Here is a 16,909-nt window from a genome sequence, read left to right as displayed (position 1 = left end):
TATGAGAACTTGCTTGAAACACGCTCAATTTAATTCACCGGCCAGGCAACGCTGCGCCTCTGATTCCTCCAATCCGATAAACCGCCGCACGCGTTGGGCCCCAGGCTCTTCGCGGATCGCCTGAGGCGAGGCATCCAGCTGCACGTTGCCATTTTCCATGAAGATCACCCGATCGGAGATCGACAGGGCAAAGTCCATTTCGTGAGTGACAATCAGCAGGGTCATGCCTTCGCGGGCCAGGTCGGCGATCACCGTAAGTACCTCGCCGACCAGTTCCGGATCCAGCGCCGAGGTCGGTTCGTCGAACAGCAGGATGTCCGGGTCCATGGCCATGGCCCGGGCAATCGCCACCCGTTGTTGCTGGCCGCCGGATAGCTGATGTGGATATTTGTGGACGTGTGCCAGCAGGCCGACCTTGTCGAGTAGCTGGCAGGCGCGTTGTTCGCTCAGTGCGCGGCTGACGCCGTGATAACTCGGGGCGAGGCTGATGTTGTCCAGCAGCGTCAGGTGCGGGAACAGATTGAAATTCTGGAACACCATGCCGATGCGCCGGACACCCTGACTCACCCGACGGCCATTCGGTTTGTCCCCGGCATTGATGAAATCTTCGCCGAACAACAGGATTTCGCCCTGATCGATGTGCTCCAGACCGTTGATGGTACGGATCAGCGAGGTCTTGCCGGAGCCGGACGGACCGATGATAGAAATCACCTGGCCACTTTGCACCTTCAGGTCAATGCCTTTGAGTACATGATGAGCGCCGTAGCGTTTGTGCACGTCCTGCAGTTGCAGGGCCGGGGCCGCGCCTTTGGCCGGGAGGTTGACCTTGCTCGGAGCTACGGGCGCCAGACTGTCACGCAGCACTTGTGCCGAGGTGCTCTCCAGAGTTTGCGGTGTACGCAGGTTCAGATCCAGGTAGCGTTCCAGCCGTTGCAGGGCGAAGCCGAACACAGTGACGATCAGCACGTAGTACACGCCCACTGCCGCCAGGGTTTCCATCACCAGAAAGTTCTGGGCATACAGCCGCTGGCCCACCGTCAGCAGCTCGGTCAGTGAAATCACCGAAATCAACGAGGTGAGCTTGACCACCGTAATGTATTCGTTGATCAACGTCGGCAGTGAGATACGAAACGCCTGGGGAATGACGATCAGCCGTTGCAGGCCGAACAGGCCAATTCCCAGGGCGCGGCCAGCTTCCTTCTGGCCCTTGGCGACCGAAATCAGCCCGCCACGATGAATTTCGGCCATGTAGGCGGCCTCAGTGACCACCAACGCCAACAGACCGGAATAGAACGGCACCGACAGCACCGGCCCGGCACCGGGCAGCAGCTGCGGCAGGTTGTAGATGAAGACCACCAGCACCAGCAGCGGAATGCTGCGAAAGAACCAGATATAGAGCGACGCCGGTATGCGCAGCCAGGGCAAGCTCGACAGCTTGGCCGACGCCAGGACGAAACCCAGCAGCATACCCAGGAACCAGGCCAGTGCGCTTAACTCGATGACGGTCAGGCTCGCCGCCCAGAAGTCAGCCATGGTGAACAGCGAAATAAAGTAAGCCCAATCGAATTGCATAGACACCTCGCGCAAGCCGCGCCCTCGAGCGAGGGCGCAGATTCAGGCATTACTCGGAGACCGGTTCCAGGTCATACGTACTGAGAATGGCGGCGTATTCGCCGTTAGCCTTGCTTTCGGCCAGCGCCTTGACCAGCGCCTGGTAGGTAGCGTCGGCGTCTTTCTTGACGTAGATGCCCAAGGTCTGCGGGTAAACCAGCTTCTGCGAGCTGACCACCACCCGGCCATTGGTACGCTGGGCGATCATGTGCGCGGCACCGGCGATTTCTACCTGGGCCTGGATGTTCTTCGAGAGCAGCGCCTGTGTCACCTCGGGGGCCGATGGGTACTCGTTGACGGTGATGGCGCCTTTGTTGTTCGGTACGCAGTAGTCGCTGGACAACTGACGGAACTTGCCGACCCAGGTGGTGCCCTGTTCCAGGCCGATCTTCAGGCCACACAGGTCTTCTGGAACCTGCGGGTTCAACTCACTGCCCTTGGGCACCATGATCGCAGCGCCCGTGTTGGCGTAGGCGATGGTACGCGCCTGGAGCTGGCGCTCAGGGGTGATGTACATGCCGGAAATGATCGCGTCGTAATGCCCGGCGTTGAGGCCGTTGATCAGATTGGGAAACTTGGTATCGACAAAGTTGGCCTTGACCCCCATCGCTTTGGCCAAAGAGTGCGCCAACTCAGGGTCCGAGCCGACCACATTCTTGTTGGCGTCATAAGACTCGAACGGCGGGTAGGTGATTTCCATACCAATCTTCAACATACCGGGGGTAGCGGTGCTGGCGAGGGCGGCACCGGCGCAGAACAGGCCAGCAGCGATCAGGCTCAGTCGGGTCGAGGCGCAGAGAATTTTCATCATGGGAAGCTCCGTGGGTTGTTTTTTCAGGAATGTGTGGCGGTGTTCTTCAGGCGGCCGAAGCTCGATGGCTTTCGGGCCCGGGACGGCAGCTCAAGCTCGCCGTTCTCGACGCGTTTGCGCAGGTACTGGTAGGTCTGCAGGGCTTGGCTCCACATGTGCTCACCAATGGCCAGCGCCTCGTAGTCCTGAGTGTCACTGGCGAATGCCGACAGCGGTTTGATCAGCGTGTGGTAGTCGCAGGCGTAAAACAGCGGGAAGCTATAACGCTCCTGAGCCACCTTGCGCACCCGGTGAGCGGTGGCCACAAAGGTCCCGGCGGTCATGACTTCCAGCATGTCGCCGATGTTCACCACGAACGCCCCGGGCATTGGCGGTGCGTCGATCCATTGATCCTGATCGTTAAGCACCTCCAGCCCCGGCTGATCGGCGTGCAGGATGGTGAAGCACTCGTAGTCGGTATGCGCGCCAATGCCCGGGGCATCCACGGCGTCGGCGTCAAAGGGGTAATGGATCAACCGCAGTTTGGAAGGCGGCCGAGTCACCAGCGCATCGAAGTAGCCTTCCTCCAGGCCCAGGGCCAGTGCGAAGCCATCGAACAATCGCCGGCCAAGCGCAAACACGGCCTGATAGTAGTTTTGTACGGAGGTCTGAAAACCCGGTACGTCGGGCCAGTGATTCGGCCCCAGCAGCGGCGTACCACTGAGGAACAGCGGATCATCCACCGGCACTTCAAAGCCGATGTCAAAGGCCTCTTTATGGTCCGGCTTGCCCTTGGAATAGACCTCCTCTCCTTCTGGCACGAAGCCCTTGTGGCTTTCTGAGGCGCCGATGTAGTGCTGCATCTTGGTGTCCAGTGGCTGTGCGAAATAATCCCTGGCCGCCTGGCGCAGCCCTTCGATCAGCGCCGGATCGATGCCGTGCCCGGTGATATACAGAAAGCCCACATCGCTGGCGGCGCGCCCGAGCTTTTCGGCCACGGCCAGGCGATGCTCGAGTTCGATACTGAAGAGTCCGGCGATATTCACAACCGGGATGCAGTTGAAGTTGGCCTGGGTTGGCGAGGTCTTACTCATGGTGGGCTCCTTCACAGGAGAAACGGTCGAAGTGTTCGCGCTCGGTTCGTGCCATCCACTGGTTCAAGCTCCAGAGATCGGCCACCGGCATGTTGGTGAAGGGCAAGTGATGCAGATAACCATCGGCGCCGAACTCCGGGGTCAGGGTGCTGACCGGGTAGCCGCGCTGAAGCTGAGAGGCCCAGACGGCCTCCCAGTGGCGCTGGTGAAACGCCAGTTCACGGGCATATTCCGGGGCGGCTGGATGGGGGACTTGCGGGCCCTGGTCATAACCGACCCGGGCTTGAATGTGATGCACACGCTCGACGAAGCTCGAAAGATCGTCGGCCGGGTCGTCCAGCAACCGCTCACAACACACCACCCAGTGACTGATGTCACTGGTGAAGCGCAGCTGCGGCAATTGGCGGATCAGTTCCAGGGTCACCCATGGGCTGTATAAGGAGCGGGCGCGGTGCGTCTCGAAACTGCAGAACACCCCATGCCTGGAGGCCAATTCCATGGCCTGGCCGAAGAACTCGACCTGCTGCGTCAGTGGCCAACGGTCGTTGCCCGCGAGCAGATTGACGAAACGAGGGGTCAGTTCCGAGGCCCAGCCGAGCTTGCGATCAATGTCGGCCAGGTGCTGGGCAGGCGTGGCGCTCTGGTCGGGCAAGACATCGTAGGCACTGAACAGGGTGCAGATGTAGGGAAGCTGATTGCTGCGCAGGAAAGCGCCGAACTCGCCACGCTCATCGGCCTGCAGAGGCAGGCGCGCTTCGAGGCCATCGAAGCCGGCGGCGAGCAGTTCATCCAGGGCGGATGTCTTGCTGCCGGTATAACCCCACAAAGTACGGAAAATATCTAGCTTCATGCATTCCTCTCGGCTGCGTCGAGCCACTAGCGGATTGGGCTGTGGCGTTGCTGGGCAGTCGAAAAGGAGATGCTGCGGGCTGCTGCTCTGATGGCTTCAGTCCCGTTTGGCGGATCCTAAGGCCAGGGTGGCAAATGATTGAATAGGCTGCAGCAAATAGTTAGTTCAGAAATTCATGAACTATCGACGCCGGTTTTCCTTGGCAAAGATCAGGCCGCCTATGACCGTGATGTCGGCCATCTGCACAGGACGCACACTACTTAGCGAATTCGGGTTCTGTACGTGCCAGTTGCCGCTTAATGCTGTCCAGGTGCAGACGCGCACTGTCAGCATTGCCGATAAGCATCTGTCTGCAGGTCGCGCTGGCGACTTCGTGGGGTACGCGCAGCAAAGGCCGGCCACTGGACATCGCCTTGAGCTGCACCTGGGCGGCGCGCTCCAGATAATACAAGTCATCCCACGCCTCGGCGATGCTCGGTCCCAGTACCAGCGGGCCATGATTCTTCAACAACACCACGTCCGCCGTGCCCGCGGCCCTGGCAATGCGCTCGCCTTCGGCAAAGTCCAGGGCCAGGCCGTTGTAATCCTCGTCGACCGCCAGGCGCTCGTAGAACTTCAGCGAGGTCTGCCCGGCCCAGACCAAGGGATCGCCCTCCAGCATGCACAGCGCTGTAGCGTTGGGCATATGGGTGTGGAAGGCGGCTGTCGCGCGCGGATTAAGACGATGCAATTGTGCATGAATGAAAAATGCAGTGGCCTCGGGCTTGCCTTCACCCACCACGACGCGCCCGTGGTAATCGCAGATCAGCAGCGATGACGCCGTCACCTCGGCGAACGCCAGGCCGAACGGATTGACCAGAAACAACTCGGGATGCTCCGGCAGCACAAAGGAGAAGTGATTGCAGATGCCTTCACCCATCCCCAGCCGTGCCGCCATGCGAAAGCACGCAGCCAGATCGATGCGCGCCAGGCGAATCGCCGGACTGTCCAACTCGTCAGCGAGGTTTGGCGCGACCGGCGCGTGGTTGATTTCGAATGCGTGTGCCATGGTTCATGTCCTGAAGGGGAATGTGCCAAAGACTAGCCAAATCCCCAACCACGCCAAGGGACAGTTGTGCGGATTTGCCGTGTCAGCCCCCTGACCCGCCCTTTCCCCCCATCTGGCCCTACGGACGCGTCGGCGTTTGTTTCTATCGTGGCTGCAGAGCCGTGGCCTCTTGGCCACCCCATCGTCGGTAGAGAGGTCGAACATGAGCAAGCCTGCTTCCAATGAATACGTCCATGCCCTGGATCGCCAGTTCGTCTTTCACTCCTGGTCCACCCAGGGCAACCTCAACCCGCTTGTGATCGCCGGCGGCGAAGGCTGCAAGCTGTGGGATTACGATGGTTGCGAGTACCTCGACTTCAGCAGCCAGTTAGTCAACACCAACATCGGCCATCAGCATCCGAAAGTCATTGCCGCTATCCAGGAGCAAGCCGGCACACTGGTGACGGTAGCCCCCGCCACCGCCAACCTGATGCGCGGTGAAGCGGCCAAACGCATTCTGTCCCATGCCCCCGGCATCTTCAGCAAGGTGTTCTTCACCAACGCAGGCGCCGACGCCAATGAAAACGCCATGCGCATGGCGCGCATTTTCACTGGTCGCGACAAGATTCTCTCAGCCTACCGCTCCTATCATGGCAGCACCGGTGCTGCGATTGTCGCCACCGGCGACCCTCGTCGGGTACCCAATGAATTCGCCCGTGGTCACGTGCATTTCTTCAGCCCCTACCTGTACCGCAGCGAATTCCACGCCAACAGTGAAGAAGAAGAATGCCAACGGGCGCTACAGCATCTGCGCCGGGTGATCGAATGCGAAGGCCCTAACGCAATTGCCGCCATACTCCTGGAAACCGTGCCAGGCACCGCCGGCATTCTGGTGCCGCCCAACGGCTACCTGCCGGGCGTGCGCGCCCTGGCCGACGAGTTCGGCATGCTAGTGATCCTCGACGAAGTCATGGCCGGTTTTGGCCGTACCGGTAGTTGGCTGGCCCTGGACAATTTCGCCGTGGTCCCGGACCTGATCTGCTTCGCCAAAGGGGTCAACTCCGGCTACGTTCCCGCCGGCGGCGTGATGATTTCCCAGCCGATTGCCGAGTATTTCGACAACCACTTCTTTCCGGGTGGCTTGACTTACTCCGGCCACCCATTGGCCATGGCCGCCATCGTCGCCACCCTGGATGTGATGGACGAGGAAGGCATCGTCGACAACGCCCGCCATATCGGCCAGGAATTGCTGGGGCCGGGCCTTCAAGCGCTGGCGGCGAAGCACCCGCTGATTGGCGAAGTCCGCGGCATCGGGTTGTTCTGGGCGCTGGAGTTCGTCAGCAACGTAAAACACAAAACCCCGCTGGCAGCGCCGGTGATGGCGCAGATGAAGGCGGCGTTCCAGGCCCGCGGACTGCTGACCTTCGTGGTCGACCATCGCCTGCATGTCGTCCCTCCGTGCATCGTCAGCCCAGCCCAGGTAGCGCAGGCGTTGGGGATTTTCGATGAAGTGATCGGCGAATTTTCAGCTAAATACGCCAGCTGAAACTCAGGTTGCTGTCCAGGCAGGCATCCTGCCTGGGCGCCTGTCAGGCCATTGGACCAGGAGAAATTCGCAGGTCTTTACAGCCGCTCCAAAACGTCCGCCAATTTGCGAATCCCCGGCCGAATCCGCTCTGCATCAACGGCATGAAAGCCCAGCCGCATGAAGTTCACCGGCGGCGCTTGATTGAAAAAGAACTGCGCCCCCGACTCGATCAATACACTGTGCTGAGCCGCTGCCCAAGCCAGCTTTTGCGTGTCGACGCCCTCCGGCGTCGCCAGCCAAAACGCACTGGACCCCCGACTGCCAACGTGCCGGCAACAGCTGAGGTCCTCGCTGACAGCCTTGCGCAGCATCTCGCGGCGACGGCCATGTTCTTCGCGAAAACGCCGCAAGTGTGCATCGTAATGTCCCTGAGCAAGAAACTCGGCGAGCATGCGCTGGTTGTTCAGCGGCGGATGGCGGTACATCAGGCGGCGCAGGGCACGCAGTTCATTGATCAGTTCGGCATCGGCCACCATGTAACCGATGCGCAGGCCCGGCGAGAAAGCCTTGGACAAACTGCTCAGGTAAATCACCCGGCCGTTGCTGTCGCTGGCCTTGAGTGCCGGCAGTGGGTGGTTATCGAGGTTGAGTTCGGCATCGTAGTCATCCTCGATCAGCACCTGGTCGTGTTGGCGGATCTGTCGCAACAGCTCGTCGCGCCGCACCGGGCTCATGGCAATGCCGGTCGGCACCTGGTGGCCGGGAGTGACATACAGGTATTGGCAATCATCGAGGCGCGAATCGACCACCAGCCCCTGATCATCGACGCTCTGTAACTGCACCTGTGCGCCTTGCAGATCGAAGATACTCAGGGCGTCGCGAAAACCGGGGTTCTCTATCGCCACCTTGACGCCCTTGCTCATCAACAGCGTCGCCAGCAGATACAGTGCGTTCTGCGAACCGAGGGTCACCAGAATTTCGTCGGCGCGAGCCCAGATCCCGCGCTTGGGCAAGACCCGAGTACGCAACTGCTCGATCAGCATTTCATCGTCGCGATCGAAGCGGTCATGCATCCAGCATTGGTCGCGCTCGCTACGCAGGGTATTACGCGACACTTCGCGCCAACGCTCCAGCGGAAACAGATCGCGGATCGGCTGGCCGTAGACGAAGGGGTAGGTAAAGCTCGGCCAGTTACTTGGACGCAGTACGCCGTGCTTCAAGCTGGGCAACATCTTGAAGCGCCTGGCCCAATCCGGTGCGCGCTCACTACCCGGTTCATCGCAATGCACCTGTTTGCGCTCCAGCGAAAAACGCAGCACGGCATCGTCAAATTCAGCGCCGCAGTAATCCGGGTGCAGGTAGTAGCCACTGCGCGGGCGACTGACCAGATAGCCATTGTCCAGCAAGCTCTCGTACACCAGCGCCACGGTATTGCGGGAAATCGACAGTTGTTGCGACAGCTTGCGGCATGACGGTAGTGGCTCGTCTGCGGGAAACCCGCCACCCAGAATGGTCGACACCAGGGACTCTCTGAGCTGCTCCTGAAGGCCGCGCTGATGGTCGAAGTCCAGGTGAAATAAATGGTCGATCATAGCCTTTCCATTCGCTTGCTGACCTATGACCAAAGCAAATAGCGCGCCATGATTTTTACCCGTTTCGACTGGCCAGGCGAATGCACTGAACTGTCCCTATCACTGCGTCAAAGCGCCTCTCTATGGTTGAAGCCAAGCCAGTACAAAGCCCCCGACGAAAGCGGCCAGGCTCACCACTTCTCACCATTGGAGCAGCAAAGATGAAGCACTCAAGCAAGGATTCGATCTGCGTTAAATCCCTTGACCTGTTGCGCAAGCTGACCCTCGCCGGCTTTGTCCTGTCGGTACCCTTCGGCGCGCATGCGGACCTCGCCGAGGTGAAGAGCAAGGGTTTGCTCAGTGTCGCCACCGAGGACGACTACGCGCCATTCAACTTCATTGTTGATGGCAAGCCCGAGGGTTTCCACAAAGATCTGCTTGAAGATCTCAAGGCCTACGCCAAAGAGCAGAAGTTCGAGATCAAGCAAGACATTCTGCCCTGGACCGGCCTGCTCGCATCGGTGTCTTCTGGTCAGTACGACGTGGCCTTCACCGGCGCTCTGGTGACCGACGAACGCCTGCGGGTATTCGACTTCAGCCCACCCTTTGCCTCTGCTCAGCACTTCTACGTCAAACGCGCCGGCGACAAAAGCCTCAGCGACATTGCCAGCCTGTGCGGCAAAACCGTCGGGGTACAGGCCGGCAGCGCACTGCTGGCGCGTCTGCCGGAACTGAAAAAAATGATGGCCGAAAAGGGCTGCGAAATGGGCAAAGTGATCGAGTACCCATCCTACCCGGAGGTCTACGCCGACCTGGCCAACGGCCGTCTGGACTATGCGGTAAACGCGCTGATCTCCGTTAATGATCTGGTGAAAACCCGTGGCGATGTCTTCGCCAAGGGCATCGCCGTCTCCGGTCCCGGATTCGCCGCTTGGCCAATGCCGAAAAGCAGCCCGCAGCTGCTGAAATTCCTTACTGGTTTTATGGACCACATCCGCGCAGACGGCCGCCTGGCTGCCCTGCAGACCAAATGGTTCGGCGAGGCTTTCCCGGACATGCCCAAAGAGCCGATCAGCACCGTCGAACAATTCCATAGACTCGCCGGCATGCAGTGACTCACTCGCCATAACAGCCGAGCGCACCCCCCGCAACCGTTCGGCTGGACACCTGCGTATTTCATAGGAGCCGAGCATGAACGGACAAGCCTGGTTATTGCTACTCGAAGGCGCCTGGACGACCCTGTGGATCTGCGCTATCGCCATCGCCATGGGCGTCGTATTCGGCCTGGGTATCGCCCTGATACGCATGGCCAGGATTCCCTTTGTCGAACAACTGCTGGTGCTCTACATCAGCCTGGCCCGCGCCACCCCGCTGGTGACCTTTGTGCTGTTTCTGTTTCTCTCGGCACCGATGTTCGGCATCAACATGAACCGCACCACCGCCGCGATAGTGGCCATGACCCTCAATACCGCAGCCTTCAATGCGGAGATCTGGCGCGCGGCATTTCTCGGTTTTTCCCGCGAGCAGAAGGAAGCAGCGCTGGCCTGCGGCATGACCGGCAGGGTGTTTTTTCGTCGCATCATGCTGGCGCAGATGATCACCACCAGCCTTCCCGGTCTGGTGAATGAGATGTCCTTCCTGATCAAGGGCAGCCCGGCCATTGCCGTCATCGGCATTGTCGACCTGACCCGCGTGACCAACCGCATTTCCGCCGTGACTTACGATCCACTACCGCCCATCCTCGCCGCCGCATTGTTGTACATGCTGATCATCAGCGTACTGCTCAAGCTGCAGGGAATTGCGGAAAAGAAAGCCAACCGTCTGGCCATGTAAGGAGCCACCGACATGACTGAATGGAGCATTCTCTGGGAGGCCCGCGAGGCTTTCCTCAACGGGTTGATCAGCACATTGGTGCTGTTCAGTCTCTCGACCATCAGTGCCTTCATGCTTGGCTGCGTGCTGGTCTATCTGCTGGAGGAAGACAACGGTCTGGCAAAACTGCTGCGGATCCTGATCAATCTGATGCGCGCCCTGCCGTTCCTGATCCTCGCCTACCTGCTGTACTACGGCCTGCCACAACTCGGCCTGCGCATGAACGCCTGGACCGCCGGGCTGTTGGCATTGATTGCCTACCACTCGGCGTACTTCGCCGAAGTTCTGCGTGGCAGCCGCCTGGTGCTGCCCGAGGGCTATGTTGAAGCGGCCAAGGCCCATGGTTTTACGCCGTTGCGGCTGTATCTGCGGATTATCCTGCCGCAGTTGGTGATCAAGACCCGTCCGCTGCTGGGCAACCAGTTGATCATCGCCCTCAAGGACACCGCCTTCCTGACCATCATCACTGTGCAGGAGCTGACTGCCGCCGCCAACTCGGTGCAGTCGACCTATTTCATTCCAACCCTGGCCTTCGTGGTGGTGATCGCGCTGTATTGGCTGATCAGCATCTGCCTCGAACTGGCACTCAAGTGGGCCGCCCGGTTCGGCGCCAAACGAGGTTTCGATTATGTCTGAACAAACATCCGCTGCCCGCGTTCCGGCTGTCAGCATCAAGAAAATGTCCAAGAGTTTTGGCGACATCGAGGTGCTGCGCGATATCGATCTGGTGGTCCACAAGGGGGAGGTGGTGAGCGTGCTGGGATCCTCCGGCTCCGGTAAATCGACCATGTTGCGCTGCATCAATTGGCTGGAAGAGCCCGACCGCGGCACCATTCATATCTCCGGGGAGCGTATCGGCGTCAACGAACGGACCGGGCGCAAGATGGCCAACAAGGAGCTGGCGACCCTGCGGGCCAAAACCGGCATGGTGTTCCAGGGTTTCAACCTGTGGCCGCACCTGACCGTGATCCAGAACGTCATGGAAGCACCGATCTACGTCAAAGGCATGCTCAAGGAACAGGCCCGCGCTGTCGCCATCGAGCTGCTGGAGAAGGTCGGCATGGCCGACAAACACGACGCCTACCCCTTCACCCTCTCGGGTGGGCAGAAGCAACGGGTGGCCATTGCCCGAGCACTGGCCATGAGCCCGGAAGTGATTCTATTCGACGAACCTACTTCGGCACTCGACCCAGAGCGGGTCGGCGAGGTACTGACCGTGATGAAAAACCTCTCCAGCGAGGGTTACACGATGATTGTGGTGACCCACGAAATGGAGTTCGCCCGCGCCGTTTCCGATCAGGTGGTGTTCCTCGAGAAGGGCATCATCATCGAGAAAGCACCGCCAGCAAAATTCTTCAGCAACCCGGATGCCGAGCGGGTGCGAAAATTCCTGGAGATCTCGGCCTGACAGGCCGCCGAGTTTCTGCCGTTACCTACGCACAGTCAAACGAGGTAGAACATGAACAAGGTGGTTTTCATCACAGGCGCGACATCGGGTTTCGGTCGTGCCACCGCGCGACGCTTTGCCGACGGAGGCTGGGCACTGGTACTCAGCGGTCGGCGCCTGGAACGTCTTGAAGCGCTGCAACAGGAACTCGGCGATAAGGTCCCGGTGCATATCGCCGCCCTCGATGTGCGTGATACCAAGGCCGTGCAAGAGATGGTCAACGACCTGCCGGGAGATTTTCGCAACGTGCGCAGCCTGATCAACAACGCCGGGTTGGCGCTGGCACCGGAGCCTGCACAAAACGTGGCGCTGCAGGACTGGCACACCATGATCGACACCAACATCACCGGCCTCGTCAATGTCACTCACGCGGTGCTGCCCAAACTGTTGGAAACCGGCAAGGGCGCCAGCATCGTCAACATTGGTTCGGTCGCGGGTGAGTGGCCGTATCCGGGCGGCCACGTCTATGGCGCCAGCAAAGCCTTCGTCAAACAGTTCAGTTACAATCTGCGCTGCGACCTGATCGCCACAGGTGTGCGAGTCACTGACATTGCGCCAGGCATGGCCGAAACCGAATTCACCCTGGTGCGCACCAAGGGCAACCAGGCGGCGTCGGATGCCATGTACGGCACCACCACACCGCTGAGCGCAGAAGACATCGCCGAGCAGATCTACTACGTCTGTACCCTGCCCGACCATATCAACATCAACCGCCTGGAAATCATGCCGAGCCGACAGGCGTGGTCGCCGTTTGCGGTAGACCGCGATAAGTGATCGGACCTCCTGCACGGTGCGGCGACCTACAACGTTCCAACACTGTTGAACAGGGTCGCCGCTGACAGCAATACCAGCAACACGCCAATCACCCGTTGCAGCGACATCGGCTTGTAGCGAAACAACCATTGCCCCAGCAGATTACCCACCAGCGCCGGCGCACGGCGGCGGGTTTAACCAGCACCAGCACACTGCCAAGCAGACACAGGCCGGCCAGCTCCCACAGAGAAGCGCAGCATCGCAACCAGACCACCGGGACAGTTGCCGGCCAAACAACTAACTCCCGGTCTTGACCTTGCTCCAAAGGCGCGTCCTTATACGCTCGAGCTTCAATGGCAAGGGTTCAAGCGGGAACAGTGTGTCCAGCACCTGCCTGGGCGGATAGACGGCCGGGTTGTCCCGGATCTTTTGCTCGACCAGCGCCGTGGCGTCCTTGTTGGCGTTGGGGTAGCCCAGGTAGTTGGACGACTCAGCAATGACTTGCGGGCGCAGCATGTAGTTGATGAACGCCATGCCCTCCTTCGGATTGGGCGCATCGTTGAGCAGTACCATGCTTTCCACCCACACCGGCGCACCTTCACGGGGGATGCTGTAAAGCAGGGTGCGGCCATTGCCTGCCGCTTCTGCCGAGCCCCTGGCTTCCAGCACCCCGCCCGACCAGCCCAGCACCACACAGACGTTGCCATTGGCCAGGTCAGAGATGAATTTCGACGAGTCGAAGTAACGAATGTGCGGCCGTACCTTGAGTAGCAACGCTTCGGCCTTGCGGTAGTCGTCCGGGTTCTGGCTGTTATAGGGCAACCCCAGGTAATGCAGGGCAATGGGCACGATCTCATTGGCCGCATCGAGCATGGCCACGCCGCATTGGCTCAATTTAGCGATGTTGTCTTCCTTGAAGATCAGGTCCCAGGAGTTGACGGGGGCCTCTGTGCCGAGAATCGCCTTGACCTTGTCAGCGTCGTAGCCGATACCGGTCGTACCCCACATATAGGGCGCCGCGTAACGGTTGCCTGGGTCGTTGTTCTGCAGCTTGGCGAGGATTTCCGGATCGAGATGGGGCAGATTGGGCAACTGAGTCCGATCCAGTTCCTTGAGCACGCCCGCCCTGATCAGGTTCGGCAGCAGGTCGCCGCTGGCGAACACCACGTCATAGCCACTGCGGCCGGCCATGAGTTTGCTTTGCATGACGTCGCTGTTGTCGAACACGTCATACACCGGATCGATGCCCATCTCCTGCTGGAACTTCTTGGTCGCATCGGGGGCTATGTAGTCGTACCAGTTGTAGATATGCACGCTGGGGTTGGCACTCTCGGATGCCTCGGTGCAGGTGAAGGCTGACATCAGCAGCGCGGCCAGGGCCACGGGCAAACAGCGCTTGGGGCTCATCGCAGTACTCCAGAACATATTGTTATTGTATGGGTTCAGGGGATCAGCAGTTCACGACGACCATCGACATGGTCGATGCGCTCGCCTGGCAGGTGCAAGCGACGGTCGCACAAGTAGTCATATTCGCGGCGGGCACGTTGCAGTTGCTTGAGATCGAGTTCCACGATCTGGCGGCACTCCTGGCGTCCGGCTTCGAACAGCACGCGCCCGAACGGGTCGACCGCCGCGCTGCCACCGGCGAACACCAGGCCGTCATCGCCCTCGCCCACCCGATTGACCATTACCGCAAAGGCCTGGTTTTCCTGGGCCCGGGCCATGATCGCGGTACGGTGGACGGGGCCGTACGGGTCCATGTTGCCATTGGTGACGATGATCAGCTCGGCGCCGAGCTGGGCCAGGGCACGGCTGCTTTCCGGCAGTTCGATGTCGTAGCAGATCAGGATACCCACGCGCACACCCTTCCACAGGGCCGTGGCATAGCGGTCGCCTGGGCAGAATACGCCGCGCTCCGAAGGCCACAGGTGGGTCTTGCGGTAGCTCAAGGCTATACCTTCAGGCGTCACCAGTACGGAGGTGTTGTAAAAGGTACCTGCATGATTTTCGGCGATGCCGACCACGACCGCGACATTGCGCTCGCGCACTGCATTGAGGACGGCTTGCAAGGCCGGGCCGTCCAGGGGTTCGGCAACGCTGGCCAGTTGGTCGGCGCCGGCAAACCCCATCAGCTGGGTCTCGGGGAAAACCAGCAAGTCCGTGGCGGCTGCGCAGGTCGCGATGGCGTTGAGGGTTCGCTCCAGGTTATAAGCGGTGTCGCCGTCACGGCCTGCCAGTTGTACCAGTTCAATCTTCATCTTTGTTCCTTGCACAGGTTAAATGAGGGGCCCGATCTGCAAACAGCACCCGCCAGGGCTGGGCAGAGTATGAGGCGCCGCACGGCGACAAGTAATTACATCGATGGGGTACCCCTCAATGGGTAGCGACATGAACCTGACACTGCAGGACGTGGCCTGGCATGACGCCGTGGGCCGGCTGATCGAAACGCTGGACCGGCCCAATTTCTGGACCGCGCTGGTGCGCTTGCTCGACCGCTATGTGCCGGTGGACAACTGGGTGGTGCTGATCTTCAGCGCCGGCCGGCCGCAGGTGCTGGCCGAATCCCCTGGCGCGGACGGAGGGCTCGATTCACTGTTCCAGGATTACCTCAAGGGCCTGTACCTGCTCGACCCTTTCTATATCGCCAACCGCGAGGCACCGCGAAGCGGGATGTTCCGCCTGGATGACGTGGCCCCGGAATGCTTCGAGCAGACCGACTACTACCAGCGTTATTTCCGCCTCAACATCGTCACCGACGAGGTGCACATCAACGTCCAGCTCGATGCCGAGCGCACTCTTAGCCTGTCCCTGGGAAGTCAGTGCCGTTTCAGCCTGGAGCAAATTGCCTTGCTGGGCCTGATCCAACCCTGGGTCGCCGCCCTGATGCGCCAACGCATGGTATTCGAACGGGAACTGGAACAAGCCCCGGCCCCGCCACCCAGCTGGCAGAGCCGCCTGGACTCGACCGCCAGGCAGATGGCATCACCGCTCTCGGCGCGCGAACTGGAGGTCGCCCGCTTGATGCTCAGCGGCTGCTCGAATAAGGAAATCTCCCGCAAATTGGCGATTTCCGCCGAAACCGTGAAGGTGCACCGCAAGCACATGTACAGCAAGCTCGGGATCAAGTCGCAGTCTGAGTTGTTTTCGCTGTTTTTGCAGGCCCAGGAATGAAATAGCCAATGAAATAGCCCCCGGCACGCCAGGCGTGCCGGGGGCTATAAGGGCCGGCAATCAGTTTGTCTGGTCGGCGCGCCAACCGACTTTTGCCATGGCCGACAACAACTGCTCGGGCTTGAGCGCCAGCGCGCGGTTGCCGCAGCCCTCCAGGTCGGTAGCGGCCAGCATGGCATTGAGGATGGCTTCCTCCACCGCATCGGCGGCCGCCAGGAACAGGGCCGAGATATAGTCGTTGTTGACCATCTGCAAGGCCGTGGTCGACTCGCCGGGATGGCCATGGTTGGCGGCCGGCAAATTGCTGTTGCCCACGGAAAAGGCCACGAAGATATCGCCGCTGTCGTCTTCCGTGCCGCCCCCCACCCGGGCCAGGCCAACGCTGGCCCGCTGTGCAAGGCGTGTGCACTGGTGCGGCAGCAACGGCGCGTCGGTGGCAATGGTCACCACGATCGAACCCATGCCTGGCACCCCGACATTGACTGCACTGCGATACGGCGACGGCGTGTCAGAAAGCACCCGGCCGACCGGATAGCCCGCCACGCGCAGTTCTTCGCGCACGCCGTAATTGGCCTGCACTAGCGCGCCTACTGTCCACCCCCCCTGCTCGGCACTCAAGACCCGCGAAGCGGTACCGATGCCGCCCTTGAATTCGTGACAGATCATGCCCGTGCCACCGCCCACGCAACCCTCTGCCACCGGCCCGGGACGCGCGGCAGCCAGGGCTTCATGGACATGCCCGGCGGTGACATGCTGGCCCCAGATGTCGCTCAACACGCCATCGTAGGTTTCCAGTACCACCGGCATGCACCAGTAAGTGTGCTGCTTGGCCATGTCCCGCTCGGCAGCCACCAGGGCGTCGCGTACCACGCCGATACTGTGAGTGTTGGTGTAAGCGATGGGCGTGGTCAGCAAGCCCGCTTCGCGAATCCACTCCAGCCCCGTGGCATCGCCATTGCCATTGAGCACATGCACCCCGGCAAAGCAGGGTTGAAGATGTGCCGCACCGGCCCGCGGCTCGATGACGGTGACGCCGGTATGGATAGAGGTTTCGCCCGATTCGACATTGAGCGTGTGATGGCCGACTCGCACGCCCGGCACATCGGTGATGGCGTTGTAAACGCCGGGTTTACCCAGGCCGATGCTGATACCTAGATCGCGTAAGCGCATTGTTCCCTTCTCCACGTTCGATGAT

The 16,909-nt window shown here is 60.5% G+C and carries 17 protein-coding genes; 7 read left to right on the top strand and 10 right to left on the bottom strand.

Annotated features, from left to right (window positions below; genetic code table 11):
• Positions 1 to 24: 24 nt before the first annotated feature.
• From GUY40_RS14095 to GUY40_RS14075, 5 genes are all read right to left on the bottom strand, one after another.
• Positions 25 to 1,572 carry an amino acid ABC transporter permease/ATP-binding protein gene (locus GUY40_RS14095; RefSeq protein ID WP_166569556.1) on the bottom strand — a complete coding sequence of 516 codons (1,548 nt, stop codon included), beginning with the start codon at positions 1,570 to 1,572 and terminating at the stop codon, positions 25 to 27.
• Between the two features lie 49 nt (positions 1,573 to 1,621).
• Positions 1,622 to 2,419 (bottom strand): transporter substrate-binding domain-containing protein, encoded by a 798-nt coding sequence (locus GUY40_RS14090; protein WP_371924810.1) that lies wholly within the window; start codon positions 2,417 to 2,419, stop codon positions 1,622 to 1,624.
• 26 nt (positions 2,420 to 2,445) lie between these two features.
• The gene (locus tag GUY40_RS14085; protein WP_166569554.1) at positions 2,446 to 3,495 is read right to left on the bottom strand and encodes an isopenicillin N synthase family oxygenase; all 1,050 of its coding nucleotides are present in this window, start codon (positions 3,493 to 3,495) and stop codon (positions 2,446 to 2,448) included.
• Complete coding sequence (locus GUY40_RS14080; protein ID WP_166569553.1) at positions 3,488 to 4,345, bottom strand: sugar phosphate isomerase/epimerase; 858 nt, start codon at positions 4,343 to 4,345, stop codon at positions 3,488 to 3,490. The genes GUY40_RS14085 and GUY40_RS14080 overlap by 8 nt, the downstream gene beginning before the upstream one ends.
• Before the next feature lie 256 nt (positions 4,346 to 4,601).
• Positions 4,602 to 5,393, bottom strand: a complete 792-nt coding sequence (locus GUY40_RS14075) for an aldolase (RefSeq protein WP_166569552.1) — start codon at positions 5,391 to 5,393, stop codon at positions 4,602 to 4,604.
• 202 nt (positions 5,394 to 5,595) lie between these two features.
• Between GUY40_RS14075 and GUY40_RS14070 the strand changes: the two genes are divergently transcribed.
• On the top strand, positions 5,596 to 6,918 hold the full coding sequence (locus tag GUY40_RS14070) for an aspartate aminotransferase family protein (RefSeq protein ID WP_166569551.1): 1,323 nt from the start codon (positions 5,596 to 5,598) through the stop codon (positions 6,916 to 6,918).
• 77 nt (positions 6,919 to 6,995) lie between these two features.
• Here GUY40_RS14070 and GUY40_RS14065 read toward each other — a convergent pair whose 3' ends face one another.
• Positions 6,996 to 8,492 (bottom strand): PLP-dependent aminotransferase family protein, encoded by a 1,497-nt coding sequence (locus tag GUY40_RS14065; RefSeq protein ID WP_166569550.1) that lies wholly within the window; start codon positions 8,490 to 8,492, stop codon positions 6,996 to 6,998.
• A gap of 200 nt (positions 8,493 to 8,692) precedes the next feature.
• Between GUY40_RS14065 and GUY40_RS14060 the strand changes: the two genes are divergently transcribed.
• The 5 genes from GUY40_RS14060 to GUY40_RS14040 all read left to right on the top strand — a co-directional run bounded on the left by GUY40_RS14060 (position 8,693) and on the right by GUY40_RS14040 (position 12,564).
• On the top strand, positions 8,693 to 9,586 hold the full coding sequence (locus tag GUY40_RS14060) for a transporter substrate-binding domain-containing protein (RefSeq protein ID WP_166569549.1): 894 nt from the start codon (positions 8,693 to 8,695) through the stop codon (positions 9,584 to 9,586).
• Between the two features lie 76 nt (positions 9,587 to 9,662).
• Positions 9,663 to 10,304 carry an amino acid ABC transporter permease gene (locus GUY40_RS14055; protein WP_166569548.1) on the top strand — a complete coding sequence of 214 codons (642 nt, stop codon included), beginning with the start codon at positions 9,663 to 9,665 and terminating at the stop codon, positions 10,302 to 10,304.
• A gap of 12 nt (positions 10,305 to 10,316) precedes the next feature.
• Entirely contained in the window at positions 10,317 to 10,979 is a 663-nt protein-coding gene (locus GUY40_RS14050; RefSeq protein WP_166569547.1) for an amino acid ABC transporter permease, read from the top strand.
• The gene (locus GUY40_RS14045; protein ID WP_166569546.1) at positions 10,972 to 11,751 is read left to right on the top strand and encodes an amino acid ABC transporter ATP-binding protein; all 780 of its coding nucleotides are present in this window, start codon (positions 10,972 to 10,974) and stop codon (positions 11,749 to 11,751) included. Before GUY40_RS14050 ends, GUY40_RS14045 begins: the two co-directional genes overlap by 8 nt.
• 51 nt (positions 11,752 to 11,802) lie before the next feature.
• On the top strand, positions 11,803 to 12,564 hold the full coding sequence (locus tag GUY40_RS14040; protein ID WP_166569545.1) for an SDR family NAD(P)-dependent oxidoreductase: 762 nt from the start codon (positions 11,803 to 11,805) through the stop codon (positions 12,562 to 12,564).
• A gap of 26 nt (positions 12,565 to 12,590) precedes the next feature.
• On the opposite strand, the gene GUY40_RS28315 is transcribed toward GUY40_RS14040, so the two are convergent.
• The 3 genes from GUY40_RS28315 to GUY40_RS14030 all read right to left on the bottom strand — a co-directional run bounded on the left by GUY40_RS28315 (position 12,591) and on the right by GUY40_RS14030 (position 14,801).
• Entirely contained in the window at positions 12,591 to 12,713 is a 123-nt protein-coding gene (locus tag GUY40_RS28315; protein WP_256675740.1) for a hypothetical protein, read from the bottom strand.
• Between the two features lie 127 nt (positions 12,714 to 12,840).
• Complete coding sequence (locus GUY40_RS14035) at positions 12,841 to 13,950, bottom strand: polyamine ABC transporter substrate-binding protein (protein WP_166569544.1); 1,110 nt, start codon at positions 13,948 to 13,950, stop codon at positions 12,841 to 12,843.
• Positions 13,951 to 13,985: 35 nt separating this feature from the next.
• Positions 13,986 to 14,801 carry a carbon-nitrogen hydrolase family protein gene (locus GUY40_RS14030; RefSeq protein ID WP_166569543.1) on the bottom strand — a complete coding sequence of 272 codons (816 nt, stop codon included), beginning with the start codon at positions 14,799 to 14,801 and terminating at the stop codon, positions 13,986 to 13,988.
• A 130-nt stretch (positions 14,802 to 14,931) separates the two neighbouring features.
• Here GUY40_RS14030 and GUY40_RS14025 point away from each other — a divergent pair, with 130 nt between their 5' ends.
• Positions 14,932 to 15,714 carry a helix-turn-helix transcriptional regulator gene (locus tag GUY40_RS14025; RefSeq protein ID WP_166569542.1) on the top strand — a complete coding sequence of 261 codons (783 nt, stop codon included), beginning with the start codon at positions 14,932 to 14,934 and terminating at the stop codon, positions 15,712 to 15,714.
• A 60-nt stretch (positions 15,715 to 15,774) separates the two neighbouring features.
• On the opposite strand, the gene GUY40_RS14020 is transcribed toward GUY40_RS14025, so the two are convergent.
• Complete coding sequence (locus GUY40_RS14020) at positions 15,775 to 16,884, bottom strand: P1 family peptidase (RefSeq protein ID WP_166569541.1); 1,110 nt, start codon at positions 16,882 to 16,884, stop codon at positions 15,775 to 15,777.
• Positions 16,885 to 16,909 lie beyond the last annotated feature (25 nt).

It is taken from the genome of Pseudomonas sp. R5(2019) (assembly GCF_009905435.1).
Taxonomy (GTDB): Bacteria; Pseudomonadota; Gammaproteobacteria; order Pseudomonadales; family Pseudomonadaceae; genus Aquipseudomonas.
This window is presented reverse-complemented; position numbering and strand designations above follow the sequence as displayed.